Here is a 15,699-nt window from a genome sequence, read left to right as displayed (position 1 = left end):
CGTAGGGCCGGCGCCACCGCCGGGCGGCGTCGGCCGCGTGCCCGGCGTCGCCGCTGCCGCCCCGGCCGCGGAACGCGTCGGCCGTCCGGGTGTCGGTCGCCGCGCGTACGGTGTGCCGTATGAACATCTGCGTCTTCCTCTCCGCCGCCGACCTCGACGAGCGTTACACGGAGCCCGCGCGGCACTTCGCCGGGCTGCTGGGCAAGCGCGGGCACACGCTGGTGTGGGGCGGGTCGGACGTGGGGCTGATGAAGGTGGTCGCGGACGGCGTGCAGGAGCACGGCGGGCGGCTTGTCGGGGTCTCGGTGACGTTCCTGGCGGACAAGGCGCGCGCGGGCGCCGACGAGATGGTCGTCGCCCGGGACCTGGCGGAGCGCAAGGCGGAGCTGCTGGGCCGCTCCGACGCCGTCGTCATCATGGTCGGCGGCACCGGCACGCTGGACGAGGCCACCGAGATCCTGGAGCTGAAGAAGCACGGGCTGCACACGAAGCCCGTGGTCCTGCTCAACAGCGCGGGGTACTACGACGGGCTGCGCGAGCAGTTCCGGCGGATGGAGGCGGAGGGGTTCCTGCCGCTGCCGCTGACCGAGCTGATGTTCTTCGCGGACGACCCCGTGGCCGCGATGACGTACCTGGAGGCCGGACCGGACGCGGCGGTGCGGTGACAGGATGGCCCCATGAGCGACTCGACCACCCCTTCCCCCACCCACCTGATCACGGGCGCCGGCTCCGGCATCGGCGAGGCGCTGGCGCGGCGGCTGGCCGCCCGCGGGTCCGCCGCCGGACTCTGGTTCCTCGTCCGCGGCGAGGCGCGCGCCGCCGAGATCGCGGAGCGCTTCCCCGGTGCGCGAACGGTGGTGGCCGACCTCGGCGCGCCCGGGCGGCTGGCGGACGCGCTGGCGGAGCAGGAGCTGCCGGCCCGGCTCGACTCGCTGGTGCACGTCGCGGGCGTGGTGGAGCTGGGCCCGGTCGCGGAGACGGACCCGAAGGTCTGGGACGAGACGCTGGCGGTCAACCTGACCGGGCCCGCCGAGCTGACCCGGCTGCTGCTGCCGCGGCTGCGGGCGGCCCGCGGGCACGTCGTGTTCGTCAACTCCGGCGCCGGGCTGAGCGCGGGGCCCGGGTGGGGCGCGTACGGCGCGAGCAAGCACGGGCTGAAGGCGCTGGCCGACGCGCTGCGCGCGGAGGAGGCCGGCGCCGGCGTCCGGGTCACCACCGTCTACCCCGGGCGTACCGCCACGCCGATGCAGGCCAAGGTGCACCGCCAGGAGGGCCGGGAGTACGACCCGGGGCGCTGGATCGACCCCGAGTCGGTGGCGACGACCCTGCTGACGGCCCTGGACCTGCCGCGTGACGCCCAGCTCACCGACGTCTCCGTACGCCCCGGCCCGTAACCCCGCGGGACACACCCGCGGCACCGCGCCGGCGGCGTCTCGGCATACCCTCACCTCGTGACAGACACAGCGACACGCCCGTGGGGTGCCGGTGCCGCCACCGGCGTGGGATCCATGCCCGGCGAGGACGCGCGGGAGACCGCGCGCACCGTGACCGGCGAGGTCGGCGGCTTCCCGTTCCTGCCCGAGCTGCCCGCGCGCGGGCCCGGCGCCGACATGGTCGGCCGCAGCGCCGGGATGCTCGTCGACGTCTACGCCCACCTGCAGCCCAGCGGCTGGCGTGTCGCCGACCGGCCCGGGCTCGACACCCGCAGGGCGCGCTCCTGGCTGGACGAGGACCTGGACGCGCTGGAGGAGTTCACCCAGGGCTACACCGGCCCGCTGAAGGTCCAGGCCACCGGGCCGTGGACGCTGGCCGCGGCGCTGGAGCTGAAGGGCGGCGAGGCGGCGCTGCGGGACCCGGGGGCCTGCCGGGACCTGGCCGCCTCGCTCGCCGAGGGGCTGCGCGCCCACCTGGCGGAGGTGCGCCGCCGGGTGCCGGGCGCCGAGGTGGTGCTGCAGCTCGACGAGCCGTCGGTCACCGCCGTGCTCACCGGCCGGGTCGCCACCGCCAGCGGCTACCGCACCTACCGGGCCGTGGACCGCGCCGTGGTCGAGGGCACCCTGCGCGACGTGATCGGCGCCGCCGGCGCCACCGGCCCCGGCGGCACGCCGGTCGTCGTCCACTCCTGCGCCCCGGACGTGCCCTTCGCGCTGCTGCACCGCGCGGGGGCGGCGGCCGTGTCGTACGACGCGGCGCTGCTGGCCGAGCGCCGGGGGCGGGCGGAGGAGGAGGTCGGCGAGGCGGTGGAGGCCGGGCTCGCGCTGTTCGCGGGCGTGGTGCCGGCGACCGCGGACACGGCGGCCGGCACGCCGTCCGGTGCGGGCCGGATGTCAGACCCTGCCGGTAGCGTCGAGGGGGTCAGGACGTGGTGGCGCAGGCTGGGGCTGCCGCCGCAGGCGCTCGCCGGCGGTGTGGTGGTCACCCCGGCGTGCGGCCTCGCGGGCGCGGACCCGGAGTACGCCCGCCGGGCCCTCGCCCACTGCGTCCGTGCCGCGGGGTCCCTCGCCCGGGACCCGGAGTGACCACGGGAGGCCGGTGTGAGTACGGACAGCGCAGTGCGTGAGCGGCATCGGCAGCTGGCCGAGCAGATCGAGGAGCACCGCTTCCGGTACTACGTGACGACGCCCGTCGTCAGCGACGCCGAGTTCGACCGGCTGCTGCGGGAGCTGGAGGCGCTGGAGAGGGAGCACCCGGAGCTGGTCACGCCGGACTCGCCGACCCAGAAGGTCGCCGGGGCGTACGAGACGGAGTTCACCTCCGTCCAGCACCGCGAGCGGATGCTCTCCCTGGACAACGCCTTCTCGGACGAGGAGCTGGACGCCTGGGCGGACCGGATGGCCAGGGAGCTGGACCCCCAGCCGTACCACCTGCTGTGCGAGCTGAAGGTCGACGGCCTCGCGGTCAACCTGACGTACGAGCACGGGCGGCTGGTCCGCGGCGCCACCCGGGGCGACGGCCGCTCCGGCGAGGACATCACGCCGAACATCCGCACCATCGGCGAGATCCCCCACCGCCTCCGGGGGGAGAACGTGCCCGACCTCGTCGAGATCCGCGGCGAGGTGTACTTCACACTCACCGAGTTCCAGCAGCTCAACGCCGACCTGGTGGCCGAGGGCAAGCCGCCCTTCGCCAACCCGCGCAACTCCGCGGCGGGTTCACTCCGCCAGAAGAACCCCCAGGTCAGCGCCTCCCGCCCGCTGCACATGGTGGTCCACGGCATCGGCGCGATCGACGGCCTCCGCCTCGACCGCCTCTCCGGGGCGTACGACCTGCTGAAGGAGTGGGGCCTGCCCGTCTCGCCGTACACCCGGGTGGTCGACGGCATCGACGGCGTGCGCGCCTACGTCGAGCGCTACGGCGCCCGCCGGCACGACGTGGCGTACGAGTTCGACGGCGTCGTCGTCAAGCTCGACGAGATCGCCCTGCAGGGCCGGCTGGGGTCCACCTCCCGCGCGCCGCGCTGGGCCATCGCGTGGAAGTTCCCGCCGGAGGAGGTCAACACCCGGCTGGTCGACGTCCGGGTGGGCGTCGGGCGCACCGGGCGGGTCACGCCGTACGCCGTGGTCGAGCCGGTGACGGTGGCCGGCTCCGAGGTCGAGTTCGCCACCCTGCACAACCAGGACGTGGTCAAGGCCAAGGGCGTCCTCATCGGCGACACGGTCGCGCTGCGCAAGGCGGGCGACGTGATCCCCGAGATCCTCGGCCCGCTGACCGACCTCAGGGACGGCAGCGAGCGGGAGTTCGTGATGCCCGCGGAGTGCCCCGAGTGCGGCACGGCGCTGAGACCCATGAAGGAGGGCGACGTCGACCTGCGCTGCCCCAACGCCCGGTCCTGCCCCGCGCAGCTGCGCGAGCGGCTGTTCTACCTCGCCGGCCGCCGCTGCCTGGACATCGAGAACTTCGGGTACGTCGCGGCCACCGCGCTCACCCAGCCGCTGGAGCCGGCCGAGCCGCCGCTCAGGGACGAGGGCGGCCTGTTCGACCTGAAGGTCGAGGACCTGCTGCCCATCAAGTCGTACGTCCTGGACCAGGACACCGGCCTGCCCAAGCGGGACCCGGAGACGGGCGAGGAGAAGGTCGTCACCTTCTTCGCCAACAAGGAGGGCAACCCGAAGAAGAACACCGAGCTGATGCTCGGTCACATCCGGGCCGCCAAGGACCGGCCGCTGGCCCGGGTCATCGCCGGGCTGTCCATCCGGCACGTCGGGCCGGTCGCCGCGGAGGCGCTGGCCCGCGAGTTCCGCTCGATCGACCGCATCATGGCGGCGAGCGAGGAGGAGCTGGCCGCGGCCGAGGGCGTCGGGCCCACCATCGCCGCCTCGCTGACGCAGTGGTTCGCCGAGGACTGGCACCGCGAGATCGTCGAGCGCTGGCGCGCGGCGGGCGTGCGGATGGAGGAGGAGGCGGAGGAATCGGAAGGTTCCCGTCCGCTGGAGGGTCTGACCGTCGTCGTCACGGGCACACTTCAGTCGCACACCCGCGACGGCGCGAAGGAGGCACTGCAGACCCGCGGGGCGAAGGTGACGGGTTCGGTCTCGAAGAAGACCGACTTCGTCGTCTCCGGCGACAACCCCGGGTCGAAGTACGACAAGGCCGTGCAGCTGAAGGTCGCGGTCCTCGACGACGCGGGCTTCGCCGTCCTCCTCGAACAGGGTCCCGACGCCGCCCGCGAGGCCGCCGTGACACCGCCCGAGTAGCCCCCGCGGCCCGCCCTCGCCCCGGGCCGGCCGAAAACCGGCGAGTCGGGGGCAATCGGGCGACCGCAGCCGATCGCCGCCCCTGACAGCCGTTCGCGGCCTAGTGTGGATGGGCGCGCCGACGCGCGCCCCAGGCGGTGAGAGGGACGGGATGCGACCGACGGAGAGCACGGAACCGGCGCCGGTGCTGCGCCGGTTGGTGCTGCCCGCCCTGCCGTGGCTGGTGCAGGCCGCCGGCGCCCTGGTGTTCGCCCTCGGCGTGCTGCACGGGCTGAGGCAGGGCGACGCGCTCTTCCCGCGCGGCACCGCCGGCTGGGGCCTGGTCGTCCTGACGGCCCTGCTCGTCGCCCATATGGTCGCTCCCGGCCGGGACCGCGGAGCCGGCGGGAGCGGCTCGGCCGCCGCGCTCACCCTCGCGGTGCTGCTGCTCTACGGCTGGATCCCGGCCGCCGTCGTCGGCCTGGTGGTCATCCTCGCCGTCGCCGCCGTCCGCGGCCCGCACCGCCGCCAGGCGCCGCTGCACGGCGCCGTCGAGGTCCTCGGCATCTCCTCGGCCGCCGTCGTGCTGCGGGCCTGCGGCGAGAGCCCCACGGTCGAGCAGCCGTGGGAGCCCGACTCCTGGGACCTGTACGCGCTGCCCGAGCTGGTCGCCGCCGCGCTGGCGTACGTCCTGGTGACCCGCGTGCTCACCTGGTACGCGACCCCCGGCCACCGCGACGGCCCCGGCCTGCTCGCCCGCGCCGCGCTGACCCGGCAGGGGCTCGGCGGCGCCGCGCTGCTCGGCATCGCGCCGCTCATCATCGTCGTGGCCGTCAACACCCCCGTGCTGCTGCCGCTGTTCGCGGTGCCGCTCATCGCCCTCGATTCCAGCCTGTGGATGGCCCGCGCCCGCGCCGAGGAGCAGCTGCGCGACCCGCTGACCGGGCTGCCGAACCGCCAGTGGCTGCTGGAGCGCACCCGGCACGCCCTCGGCGAGGCCGAGCGCACCGGCCGCCGCGCCGCCCTCGTCCTCATCGACCTCGACCGGTTCCGCGCCGTCAACGACACCCTCGGCCACCGTGCCGGCGACCGGCTGCTGCTCCAACTCGCCGGCCGGCTGCGGCTCGCGCTGCCGCGCGGCGCGGAGGCCGCCCGCCTCGGCGGCGACGAGTTCGCCGTGCTCATCCCGCTGACCGACTCCGCCACCAGCGCCCAGCGGGTGGCCCGTACGCTCGTCGCCGCCCTCGGCTCCCCGCTCGACCTCGACGGGATGAGCCTGGTGCTGGAGGCCAGCGCCGGCGTCGCCGTCTACCCCGAGCACGCCACCGAGACCGAGGGCCTGCTGCAGCGCGCCGACGTGGCGATGTACCAGGCCAAGCGGGACCGCAGCGGCGTGGAGGTCTACGAGGCCCGCCGCGACGGCAACACCCCCGACCGGCTCGGCCTGCTGGGCGACCTGCGGCGCGCGCTGCAGGCCCGCGAGGTGGCCCTGCACTACCAGCCGAAGGTCGGCTTCGACGGCCGCGTCGTCGGGCTGGAGGCGCTGGTCCGCTGGGCGCACCCGGAGCGCGGGCACGTCAGCCCGGAGGAGTTCATCGCCATCGCCGAGACCTCGGGGCTGATGCCGGTGCTCACCGAGTACGTGCTGGAGACCGCGCTCGCCCAGGTCGCCGACTGGCGCGCCGCCGGGCTGCGGGTCCCCGTCGCCGTCAACGTCTCGCCGCGCGACGTGCACACGCCCGGGTTCGCCGGCGCCGTCGCCGCGCGCCTCGCCCGGCACGGCGTCCCGCCGGGGGCACTGCAGCTGGAGATAACGGAGCACGTGCTCCTGGAGGACCCGCAGCGGGCCGCCGACACCCTCGCCGGGCTCACCGGGCACGGCGTGAAGATGTCGCTCGACGACTTCGGCACCGGCTACTCGTCGCTGGTCCACCTGCGCCGGCTGCCGGTGAGCGAGTTGAAGATCGACCGCTCGTTCGTGGCCCGCCTCGCCGTCGACCCGGAGGACCTGGAGATCGTCCGCTGCACCGTCGACCTCGCGCACTCCCTCGGGCTGCGGGTCGTCGCCGAGGGCGTCGAGGACGACGAGACCTGGGAGCACCTGCGCGACCTGGGCTGCGACGCGATGCAGGGCTGGCTCGTCGCCGCCGCCATGCCGCCGCAGGAGACCACGGCGTGGCTGCGCGCCCGCGGACGCGGCCCCGCCGGGGCCAGGGAGCTGCCGCCCGCCGCGGACGGCGCACGCGAGGCAGCGGGCGAGACGGCGGGGGAGCCGGTGGCGGACCGGGCCGCGGCCGGGGCCGTGCCGCAGCCGGACGGGGCGGAGGAGCCGGTGAAGCCGGCGAAGTGACCCGGCCGCACGCCGGCGGCCGAAACCGCCCCGCCGGGAAACCCGGTCGGGCACACCGCCCCGCGCCCCATAGGATTGCCCCGAAACCGTCACACCACCCTGTGAGGATGACCCGCATGCCTGGCATCACGCGCGAGGAGGTCGCCCACCTCGCCCGGCTGGCGCGCCTGGAGCTGAGCGGTGAGGAGCTGGACCACTTCGCCGGCCAGCTCGACGCCATCATCGGCGCGGTCGCCCGCGTCTCCGACGTGGCCGGCGAGGACGTACCGCCGACCTCCCACCCGCTGCCCCTGACCAACGTCATGCGCCCGGACACCGTCCGGCCGGGCCTGACCGCGCAGCAGGCGCTCTCCGGCGCGCCCGCGCAGGAGCAGCAGCGTTTCAAGGTGCCGCAGATCCTGGGGGAGGAGTGACCGTGGCGGACAGCTCGGGAATCATCAGGCAGACCGCGGCCGAGACCGCCGCGAAGATCGCCGCCGGCGAACTCACCGCCGTCGAGGTCGCCGAGGCGCACCTCGCCCGCATCGACGCCGTGGACGAGAAGGTGCACGCCTTCCTGCACGTCGACCGCGAGGGCGCGCTCGCCGGCGCGCGGGCCGTGGACGACCGGCGCGAGCGCGGCGAGAAGCTCGGCCCGCTGGCCGGCGTCCCGCTGGCGCTCAAGGACATCTTCACCACCGAGGGCGTGCCCACCACCGCCGGGTCGAAGATGCTCGAAGGGTGGATCCCGCCGTACGACGCGACCGTGACCCGGCGGCTGAAGGAGGCCGGCGTCGTCATCCTCGGCAAGACCAACATGGACGAGTTCGCCATGGGCTCCTCCACCGAGAACAGCGCCTACGGCCCCACCGGCAACCCGTGGGACCTCACCCGCATCCCCGGCGGCTCCGGCGGCGGCTCCTCGGCCGCCGTCACCGCCCACATGGCGGCGCTGGCCATCGGCACCGACACCGGCGGCTCCATCCGCCAGCCGGCGGCCGTCACCGGCACCGTCGGCGTCAAGCCGACCTACGGCGGCGTCTCCCGGTACGGGATGATCGCGTTCTCCTCCAGCCTCGACCAGGGCGGCCCGTGCGCCCGCACGGTGCTCGACGCGGCGCTGCTGCACGAGGTGCTCGCCGGGCACGACCCGAGGGACTCCACCTCCGTCGACGCCCCCGTCCCGCCGGTGGTCCAGGCGGCGCGGAACGGCTCGGTGGCCGGGATGCGCGTCGGCGTGGTCAAGGAGTTCCGCGGCGAGGGCTACCAGGCGGGGGTCGTCCAGCGCTTCGACGAGGCCGTGGAGCTGCTGAGGGAACTCGGCGCCGAGGTCGTCGAGGTGTCCTGCCCCACGTTCGACAAGGCGCTCGCCGCGTACTACCTGATCGCCCCGTCGGAGTGCTCCTCGAACCTCGCCCGCTACGACGGCCTGCGCTACGGCCTGCGCACCGGCGACGACGGCACCCGCTCCGCCGAGGCGGTCACCTCGCTGACCCGCGAGGCGGGCTTCGGCCCCGAGGTCAAGCGCCGCATCATGCTCGGCACGTACGCGCTCAGCTCCGGCTACTACGACGCGTACTACGGCTCGGCGCAGAAGGTCCGCACGCTCATCACCCGCGACTTCGAGCGCGCCTTCGAGCAGGTCGACGTGCTCGTCTCGCCGACCACCCCGACGACCGCGTTCCCCCTCGGCGAGCGGGTCGACGACCCCATGGCGATGTACCTCGCCGACCTGTGCACCATCCCGTCCAACCTGGCCGGCAACGCCGCCATGTCGCTGCCCTGCGGCCTCGCGCCGGAGGACGGGCTTCCGGTGGGGCTGCAGATCATCGCCCCCGCCATGGCCGACGACCGGCTCTACCGGGTCGGTGCCGCGGTCGAGGCCGCGTTCACCGACCGGTGGGGCCACCCGCTGCTGGAGGAGGCACCCGCCCTATGAGCAAGTTCGCCAAGGCCAAGGACTTCAAGAAGTCCAAGGCCGGTCTGTACGTCTCCCTCGCGTCCACGCTGTTCGGCGCGGTCGGTATCGCCAAGCAGATGAAGCAGGCGCGCTTCGACGAGGACCGGCTGCGCCAGCTGGACGCCGCGGTGTCCGCCGCCGCCATGGCCACCGGCGTCGCCCTGCTGCTGCGTGAGCTGCGCCGGAAGAACGACGACGACATCCTCGCCGGCTGAGCGGGCCGCGCCGGGGTCGAGAGGCTGGAAGAGAGCTGTGACTGTCACGTACGAGGACGCCCTCGCGACGTACGAGCCGGTGCTGGGCCTGGAGGTCCACGTCGAGCTGGGCACCGCGACCAAGATGTTCTGCGGCTGCGCCACCGCGCTGGGCGCCGGGCCCAACACCCAGACCTGCCCCGTCTGCCTCGGCCTGCCCGGCGCGCTGCCGGTGGTCAACGAGACGGGCGTGGAGTCCGCGGTCCGGATCGGCCTGGCGCTGAACTGCGAGATCGCCGAGTGGTGCCGCTTCGCCCGGAAGAACTACTTCTATCCGGACATGCCGAAGAACTTCCAGACCTCGCAGTACGACGAGCCCATCGCGTACGACGGCTACCTGGACGTCGAGGTCGACGGCGAGGTCTTCCGGGTGGAGATCGAGCGCGCCCACATGGAGGAGGACACCGGCAAGTCCACCCACGTGGGCGGCGCCACCGGCCGGATCCACGGCGCCTCGCACTCGCTGCTGGACTACAACCGGGCCGGCATCCCGCTGATCGAGATCGTCACCAAGCCGATCACCGGCGCCGGCGCCCGGGCGCCCGAGGTCGCCAAGGCGTACGTGGCGGAGCTGCGCGAGCTGATCAAGGCCCTCGGCGTCTCCGAGGCCCGGATGGAGCAGGGGCAGCTGCGCTGCGACGTGAACCTGTCGCTGATGCCCGCCGGCACCACGGCGTTCGGCACCCGCAGCGAGACGAAGAACGTCAACTCGCTGCGCAGCGTCGAGCGCGCCGTGCGCTCCGAGGTCGTCCGGCACGCCGGAGTCCTCGACGGCGGCGGCCGGGTCGTCCAGGAGACCCGGCACTTCCACGAGGACACCGGCACCACCACCTCGGGCCGTACGAAGGAGGAGGCGGAGGACTACCGCTACTTCCCCGAGCCCGACCTGGTGCCCGTCGCGCCGTCCCGCGAGTGGGTGGAGAAGCTGCGCGCGGGGCTGCCGGAGCTGCCGCGGCTGCGCCGTAACCGGCTGCGCGACGAGTGGGGCGTCTCCGCGCACGACATGCAGTCCATCCTCAACGCCGGCGCCATCGGCCCGATCGTGGCCACCATGGACGCGGGCGCGGACGCCGCGGCGGCGCGCAAGTGGTGGATGGGCGAGCTGGCGCGGCGGGCCAACGAGGACGGCGTGGAGCTGGCCGCGCTGGCCATCACGCCCGAGCAGGTAGCCCGGGTGGCGGCGCTGGTCGGGGAGGGGAAGCTCAACGACAAGCTGGCCCGCCAGGTCATCACCGGTGTCCTCGACGGCGAGGGTGCTCCCGATGAGGTGGTCGACAAGCGGGGCCTGGCCATCGTCAAGGACGAGGGCGCGCTCGGCGCCGCGGTCGACGAGGCCATCGCCGCGAACCCGGGCGTCGCGGAGAAGGTCAGGGGCGGCAAGGTGCAGGCGGCCGGGGCGCTGGTCGGCGCGGTCATGAAGGCCACCCGCGGCCAGGCCGACGCCGCCCGGGCCCGTGAGCTGATCATGGAAAAGCTGGGCGTAGCGGACTGAACATGTGAAAAAAGCCACTGACCGGACAAACGATCTCCCGCGCCTGCCAGAGTGGCAGCGCTGGTGCAGCAGTCTTTGAGGGGTTCGACCTCCCTGAAAGATCGTGAATCTCCCAGGGAGCCGCCCGTGTCCGGTCTCGCCCGCTGGTGTCTACGCCGCCGCCTGGTCGTCGTGCTCCTCTGGCTCGCCGCCTTCGCCGCAGCCGCCGTGGCGGCGTCGGTGCTGGGGCCCGCGTACTCGAACGACTACGACGTCCCCGGCACCGAGTCCGGGCGGGCGCAGGTGCTCATGGCCGAGGCGTTCCCCGGCCTCGACGGCGCCGCGGACACCGTCGTCTGGCACGACGACGACGGGGTGGACGGCGCGCAGACGCGGGAGCGGATGGACGCGGCGCTCGCGGACGTCGCCGGGCTGCCGGGGGTCGCGGACGTGGCCGGGCCGTACGGCGGCCCGTACGAGGACACGGCTGCCGCGGGCGCCGCGGCCGGCGAGGGCGGGGCGGTCAGCGACGACGGGCGTACGGCGTACGCCACCGTCACGTACGACGCCGCCGCGGACGACCTCGCGCCGGGCGACGTCCGGGACGTCGTCGACACCGCCAAGGCGGCGGCCGGCGGTGTCGATGGGTTGGAGGTCGCCGTCGGCGGTCCCGGGGCCGGGCTGCTCCAGGCGCCGTCCGTGCACTACGGCGAGGCCGTCGGGGTGGTCGTCGCGGCCGTCGTGCTCTTCGTCGCGTTCGGCTCGCTCGCCGCGATGGCGCTGCCGATCGCGACCGCGCTGGTCGGCGTCGGCACGGCGTACTGGTGCATCAGCCTCCTCGGCCACGCCATGGCCGTCGCCGACTTCGCCCCCATGCTCGGCATGCTCATCGGACTCGGCGTCGGCATCGACTACGCCCTGTTCATCGTCACCCGGCACCGCCGCGGGCTGCGCGAGGGCCTGCCGGTCGGCGAGGCCGCGCAGCGCGCCGTGGCCACGGCCGGGCGGGCGGTGGTCTTCGCCGGCGTCACCGTGTGCATCGCGCTGCTCGGGATGCTCGTGCTGCGGCTGAACTTCCTCGGCGGCGTCGCCGTCGCCGCCTCGCTGACCGTCGTGCTCACCGTCGCCGCCTCCGTCACGCTGCTGCCCGCGCTGCTCGGCGTCATCGGTATGAAGGCGCTCAGCCGCCGCGAGCGGCGGGCGCTCACCGAGCACGGCCCGCGGCCGGACGTGCCGCGCGGGCTCGCCGCCCGCTGGGCGGCCTTCGTACAGCGCCGCCCGCGGCTGCTGGGCGCGCTCGCGCTGCTGCTGATGACCGTGCTCGCCCTGCCCGTCGCCGCGCTCCACCTGGGCAGCTCCGACCAGGGCAACCACGCCGCGAGCGCCACCACCAGACAGGCGTACGACCTGATGGCCGAGGGCTTCGGGCCGGGCAGCAACGGCCCGCTCACGCTCGTCGCCGGCCTCGACGGCGCCGCCGACCGGGTGGCCTTCGACGCGCTGCCCGAGACGCTGCGCGGCACCCCGGGCGTCGCGGACGCGACCGCCGCGGTGCACGGGCGGGGCGGCGGCACCGGGATGATCACCGTCACGCCGGAGGCCGCGCCGCAGGCCGAGGCGACGTCGGACCTGGTGGACCGGCTGCGCTCGGACGTCCTGCCGCGGGCCGTCGACGGCACGTCGATGGAGGTGCACGTGGGCGGGATCACGGCCGGCCAGGACGACTTCGCCGAGGTGATCGTCGGCAAGCTGCCGCTCTTCGGCGGCGTCGTGATCGCGCTGGGCTGCGCGCTGCTGCTGGTGGCGTTCCGCAGCGTCGGCGTGCCGCTGAAGGCGGCGCTGATGAACGTGCTGGCCGTGGCCTCGGCCTTCGGGGTGGTGGTCGCGGTCTTCCAGTGGGGCTGGGGGAGCGGGCTGCTGGGCCTGGGCGCCACGGGGCCGGTCGAGCCGTTCCTGCCGGTGATCATGATCTCGGTGCTCTTCGGGCTGTCGATGGACTACCAGGTGTTCCTGGTCAGCCGGATGTACGAGGAGTGGCGGGCCACCCGCGACAACCGGCGGGCGGTGCGGGTCGGGCTCGCCGAGACCGGCCGGGTGATCAACTGTGCGGCGCTCATCATGATCGCGGTCTTCTCGGCGTTCGCGCTGGGCGGGGACCGGATCATCGCGATGTTCGGGGTGGCGCTGGCCACGGCGGTGGCGCTGGACGCCTTCGTGCTGCGCACGCTGCTGGTGCCGGCGCTGATGCACCTGCTGGGCCGGGCCAACTGGTGGCTGCCGGGCTGGCTGGAGCGGCGGCTGCCGCGCATCGGCGTCGAGGGGCCCGGGGAGCCCGCCGCGGCCGAGCACCTCGGGCTGCCGCAGGAGCCGGCCGTGCGCTGACCCCCGCCGGAAGGGCCCGGTCTCGCCGGGGCCGCCCGCCGGGCCCGGCCGGGGAGAAAACCGATTCCGCGCTGTCAGTGCGGCGTGCGATGCTCGAAAGCGTGCAGAGCCGATCCATCAGCCCGGTGTTCGCAGGCCGTCACGACGAGATGAAGGCCCTGGACGGCGCGCTCGGGCGCGCCGCGCTCGGCGAGCCGCAGGTGCTGCTCGTCGGCGGGGAGGCCGGCGTCGGCAAGAGCCGGCTGCTGGACGAGTTCCTGGAGGCCGCGCAGGGCGCCGGCGCGGTCACCGCGGTCGGCGGCTGCCTGGAGCTGGGCGCCGACGGCCTGCCGTTCGCGCCGTTCGCCACCGCGCTGCGCATGCTGCACCGCAAGCTCGGCGCCGAGCTGGCCGACCTGGCCGCCGGCCAGGAGCCGGTGCTCGCCCGGCTGCTGCCCGACCTGGGCCCGGTCGCCGAGGAGCCGCACGGCCAGGACAGCCGGGCCCGCCTCTTCGAGCTGACCGTCGGCCTGCTGGAGCGGCTGGCCGCCGGCCGCACCGTGGTGCTGGCCCTGGAGGACCTGCACTGGGCGGACCGCTCCACCCGCGAGCTGCTCGGCTACCTCGTCCGGTCCGTGCAGGGCGCCCGGCTGGTGGTCCTCATGACGTACCGCTCGGACGACGTCCACCGCCGCCATCCGCTGCGCCCCTTCCTCGCCGAGCTGGACCGGCTGCGCTCCGTGCAGCGGCTGGAGCTGGCCCGGCTCAGCGCGGACGAGGTGCGCAGCCAGCTCGCCGGCATCCGCGGCGTGGCCGAGCCCGAGCGCGAGCTGGCCGCCGAGGTGTACGCGCGCAGCGAGGGCATCCCCTTCTTCGTCGAGGAGCTGGCCCTCAGCGACGACGCCGGCCGGCTCAGCGACTCCCTGCGCGACCTGCTGCTCGTACGGGTCGAGGCGCTGCCCGAGGGCGCCCAGCGCGTGGTGCGCCTCGCCGCGCGGAACGCGCGCGTCCCGCACGCCCTGCTCGCCGTCGTCTCCGGCCTCACCGAGGACGAGCTGATCGAGGGCCTGCGCGCCGCCGTCGGGGCGAACGTGCTGGTGCCCGACGAAGAGGGCGAGGCGTACCGCTTCCGGCACGCGCTGCTCCGCGAGGCCGTGCTGGACGACCTGCTGCCCGGCGAGCGGACCCGCCTCAGCCGCCGGTACGCGGAGGCGCTGGAGGCCGACCCCGCCCTGGTCCCGGCGGAGGAGCGGGCCACCCGGCTCGCGAGCTACTGGTACTACGCCCGCGACCCCGCCAAGGCGCTGCCCGCCGTCCTCGCCGCCGTCCTGGAGACCCGCGCCCGGCACGCCTACGCCGAGCAGCTCAAGCTGCTGGAGCGGGCGCTGGAGCTGTGGGACGAGGTGCCGGCGGAGGAGCGCCGCGGGCTGCCGTCGCAGGGCGGGATGGAGTCGTATCCGGCGTGCGGCTGCGGGGACCGCCCGGACGAGATCGAGCTGCACCTGGTCGACCTGCTGGCGCACGCCGCCTTCGCGGCCCGGCTGGACGGGCAGTGGGAGCCGGCGCTGAAGTTCGTGAAGAAGGCCCTCAAGGTCGTCGACGAGGAGCGGGACCCGCTGCGCGCGGCCTGGTTCTGGCTGGAGCGCTCCAAGCTCACCGCGCTCGCCGGCCGCGGCAACGGCCGCGCGGAGCTGACCCGGGCGCACGAGCTGGTGCACGACCTGCCGGCGTCCGCCACCCACGCCGACATCCTGGCGCACGTCGCGATGTGGGAGCTGCTGCACGCCTCCGACCTGGACAGCATGGCGCTCGCCGAGCGGGCCGTGGAGCTGGCCCGGCAGGCCGGCGCGGAGGACGTCGAGCTGGGCGCCCGGATCACGCTGAGCACGCTGCGCTCGGCCAAGAGCGACTCCGACGCCTGGATCGCCGAGCTGTACGAGATACGCGACCTGGCCGCACAGCGCGGGGCGTACCGCCAGCTGAGCCGCGCGTGCATCAACCTCTGCGACGCGCTGGAGAAGGCCGGCCGGTCCGCGGAGGCGGTCGAGGCCGGCCTCGTCGGCATGGCGGACATGCACCGCCGCGGGCTGTACGACGCCGCCGCCTTCGCCGCGCTCAACGTCGTGGAGTCGCTGACCTCGCTGGGCGAGTGGGACCGGGCCGAGCAGCTGCGCCAGGAGTGGATGCGGTTCGCGGTCGGGTCCCGCAGCGCGGCCTCCGTGGCGCTGCGCCGGGCCGAGCTGGCGCTGCTGCGGGGGGAGTTCGGGCTGGTGCCGGAGCTGATCGCCGCGGCCCGCCGCTACCGGGGCCAGAACGACGGCGAGCCGCAGTACGAACTGCCCTTCGCCGCCGTGGAGATGAGCGCGCTGCGCACGCTGGGCCGGGCGCCGGAGGCGCTCGACGTGCTGGAGCGCCCGCTGGCGCAACTGCCGATGCCCGGCCAGGAGACATACGTCTGGCAGCTCCTGTGCGCGGGCGCCCGGCTGACCGCGGACGTCGCCGGGGTGCCGGGCGTGCCGGAGGAGCGGCGCACGGCGACCCTGGCCCGGCTGGCGGACGCGGCGGGCACGCTGCCGGCCGACGGCCCGCTGTGGACGCCGCAGTCCCGCCTCTTCGCCGCCGAGCTGGTCCGCGCCCGCGGCGCCGCCGCC

The 15,699-nt window shown here is 74.9% G+C and carries 11 protein-coding genes; all 11 read left to right on the top strand.

Going from position 1 to position 15,699, the window contains the following annotated elements:
• The first annotated feature begins 119 nt into the window (after positions 1-119).
• Positions 120-665, top strand: coding sequence for a TIGR00730 family Rossman fold protein (locus tag ABD317_RS22715; RefSeq protein WP_027755561.1), 546 nt, complete (start codon positions 120-122; stop codon positions 663-665).
• A 12-nt stretch (positions 666-677) separates the two neighbouring features.
• Entirely contained in the window at positions 678-1,394 is a 717-nt protein-coding gene (locus ABD317_RS22710; RefSeq protein ID WP_344291772.1) for an SDR family oxidoreductase, read from the top strand.
• 57 nt (positions 1,395-1,451) lie between these two features.
• Positions 1,452-2,519: a methionine synthase gene (locus ABD317_RS22705; RefSeq protein ID WP_344291771.1), complete on the top strand. Its 1,068-nt coding sequence runs from the start codon at positions 1,452-1,454 to the stop codon at positions 2,517-2,519.
• A 15-nt stretch (positions 2,520-2,534) separates the two neighbouring features.
• Entirely contained in the window at positions 2,535-4,694 is a 2,160-nt protein-coding gene (ligA, locus tag ABD317_RS22700; protein WP_344291770.1) for an NAD-dependent DNA ligase LigA, read from the top strand.
• A 151-nt stretch (positions 4,695-4,845) separates the two neighbouring features.
• The gene (locus ABD317_RS22695) at positions 4,846-7,023 is read left to right on the top strand and encodes a putative bifunctional diguanylate cyclase/phosphodiesterase (protein WP_344291768.1); all 2,178 of its coding nucleotides are present in this window, start codon (positions 4,846-4,848) and stop codon (positions 7,021-7,023) included.
• 116 nt (positions 7,024-7,139) lie between these two features.
• Complete coding sequence (gene gatC / locus ABD317_RS22690) at positions 7,140-7,436, top strand: Asp-tRNA(Asn)/Glu-tRNA(Gln) amidotransferase subunit GatC (RefSeq protein WP_027755566.1); 297 nt, start codon at positions 7,140-7,142, stop codon at positions 7,434-7,436.
• Positions 7,433-8,941 (top strand): Asp-tRNA(Asn)/Glu-tRNA(Gln) amidotransferase subunit GatA, encoded by a 1,509-nt coding sequence (gene gatA, locus ABD317_RS22685; protein ID WP_425582411.1) that lies wholly within the window; start codon positions 7,433-7,435, stop codon positions 8,939-8,941. The genes gatC and gatA overlap by 4 nt, the downstream gene beginning before the upstream one ends.
• Positions 8,938-9,177 carry a hypothetical protein gene (locus tag ABD317_RS22680; protein ID WP_027755568.1) on the top strand — a complete coding sequence of 80 codons (240 nt, stop codon included), beginning with the start codon at positions 8,938-8,940 and terminating at the stop codon, positions 9,175-9,177. Before gatA ends, ABD317_RS22680 begins: the two co-directional genes overlap by 4 nt.
• Positions 9,178-9,214: 37 nt before the next feature.
• Positions 9,215-10,708 (top strand): Asp-tRNA(Asn)/Glu-tRNA(Gln) amidotransferase subunit GatB, encoded by a 1,494-nt coding sequence (gatB, locus tag ABD317_RS22675; RefSeq protein WP_344291766.1) that lies wholly within the window; start codon positions 9,215-9,217, stop codon positions 10,706-10,708.
• A 126-nt stretch (positions 10,709-10,834) separates the two neighbouring features.
• On the top strand, positions 10,835-13,069 hold the full coding sequence (locus ABD317_RS22670; protein WP_344291764.1) for an MMPL family transporter: 2,235 nt from the start codon (positions 10,835-10,837) through the stop codon (positions 13,067-13,069).
• A 101-nt stretch (positions 13,070-13,170) separates the two neighbouring features.
• On the top strand, positions 13,171-15,699 hold a 2,529-nt coding region (locus ABD317_RS22665), incomplete at its 3' end, for an ATP-binding protein (protein ID WP_344291763.1).

Origin of the sequence: Streptomyces synnematoformans, assembly GCF_039531005.1 — a bacterium.
Lineage (GTDB): Bacteria > Actinomycetota > Actinomycetes > Streptomycetales > Streptomycetaceae > Streptomyces > Streptomyces synnematoformans.
Note: the sequence above shows the minus strand (reverse complement) of the source record. Positions and strands in the feature narration are given on the sequence as shown.

Coding starts and splice junctions, on each gene's coding strand:
- ABD317_RS22715 (WP_027755561.1), top strand. CDS start 120: ATGAACATCTGCGTCTTCCTCTCCGCCGCCGACCTCGACGAGCGTTAC.
- ABD317_RS22710 (WP_344291772.1), top strand. CDS start 678: ATGAGCGACTCGACCACCCCTTCCCCCACCCACCTGATCACGGGCGCC.
- ABD317_RS22695 (WP_344291768.1), top strand. CDS start 4,846: ATGCGACCGACGGAGAGCACGGAACCGGCGCCGGTGCTGCGCCGGTTG.
- gatC (WP_027755566.1), top strand. CDS start 7,140: ATGCCTGGCATCACGCGCGAGGAGGTCGCCCACCTCGCCCGGCTGGCG.
- ABD317_RS22680 (WP_027755568.1), top strand. CDS start 8,938: ATGAGCAAGTTCGCCAAGGCCAAGGACTTCAAGAAGTCCAAGGCCGGT.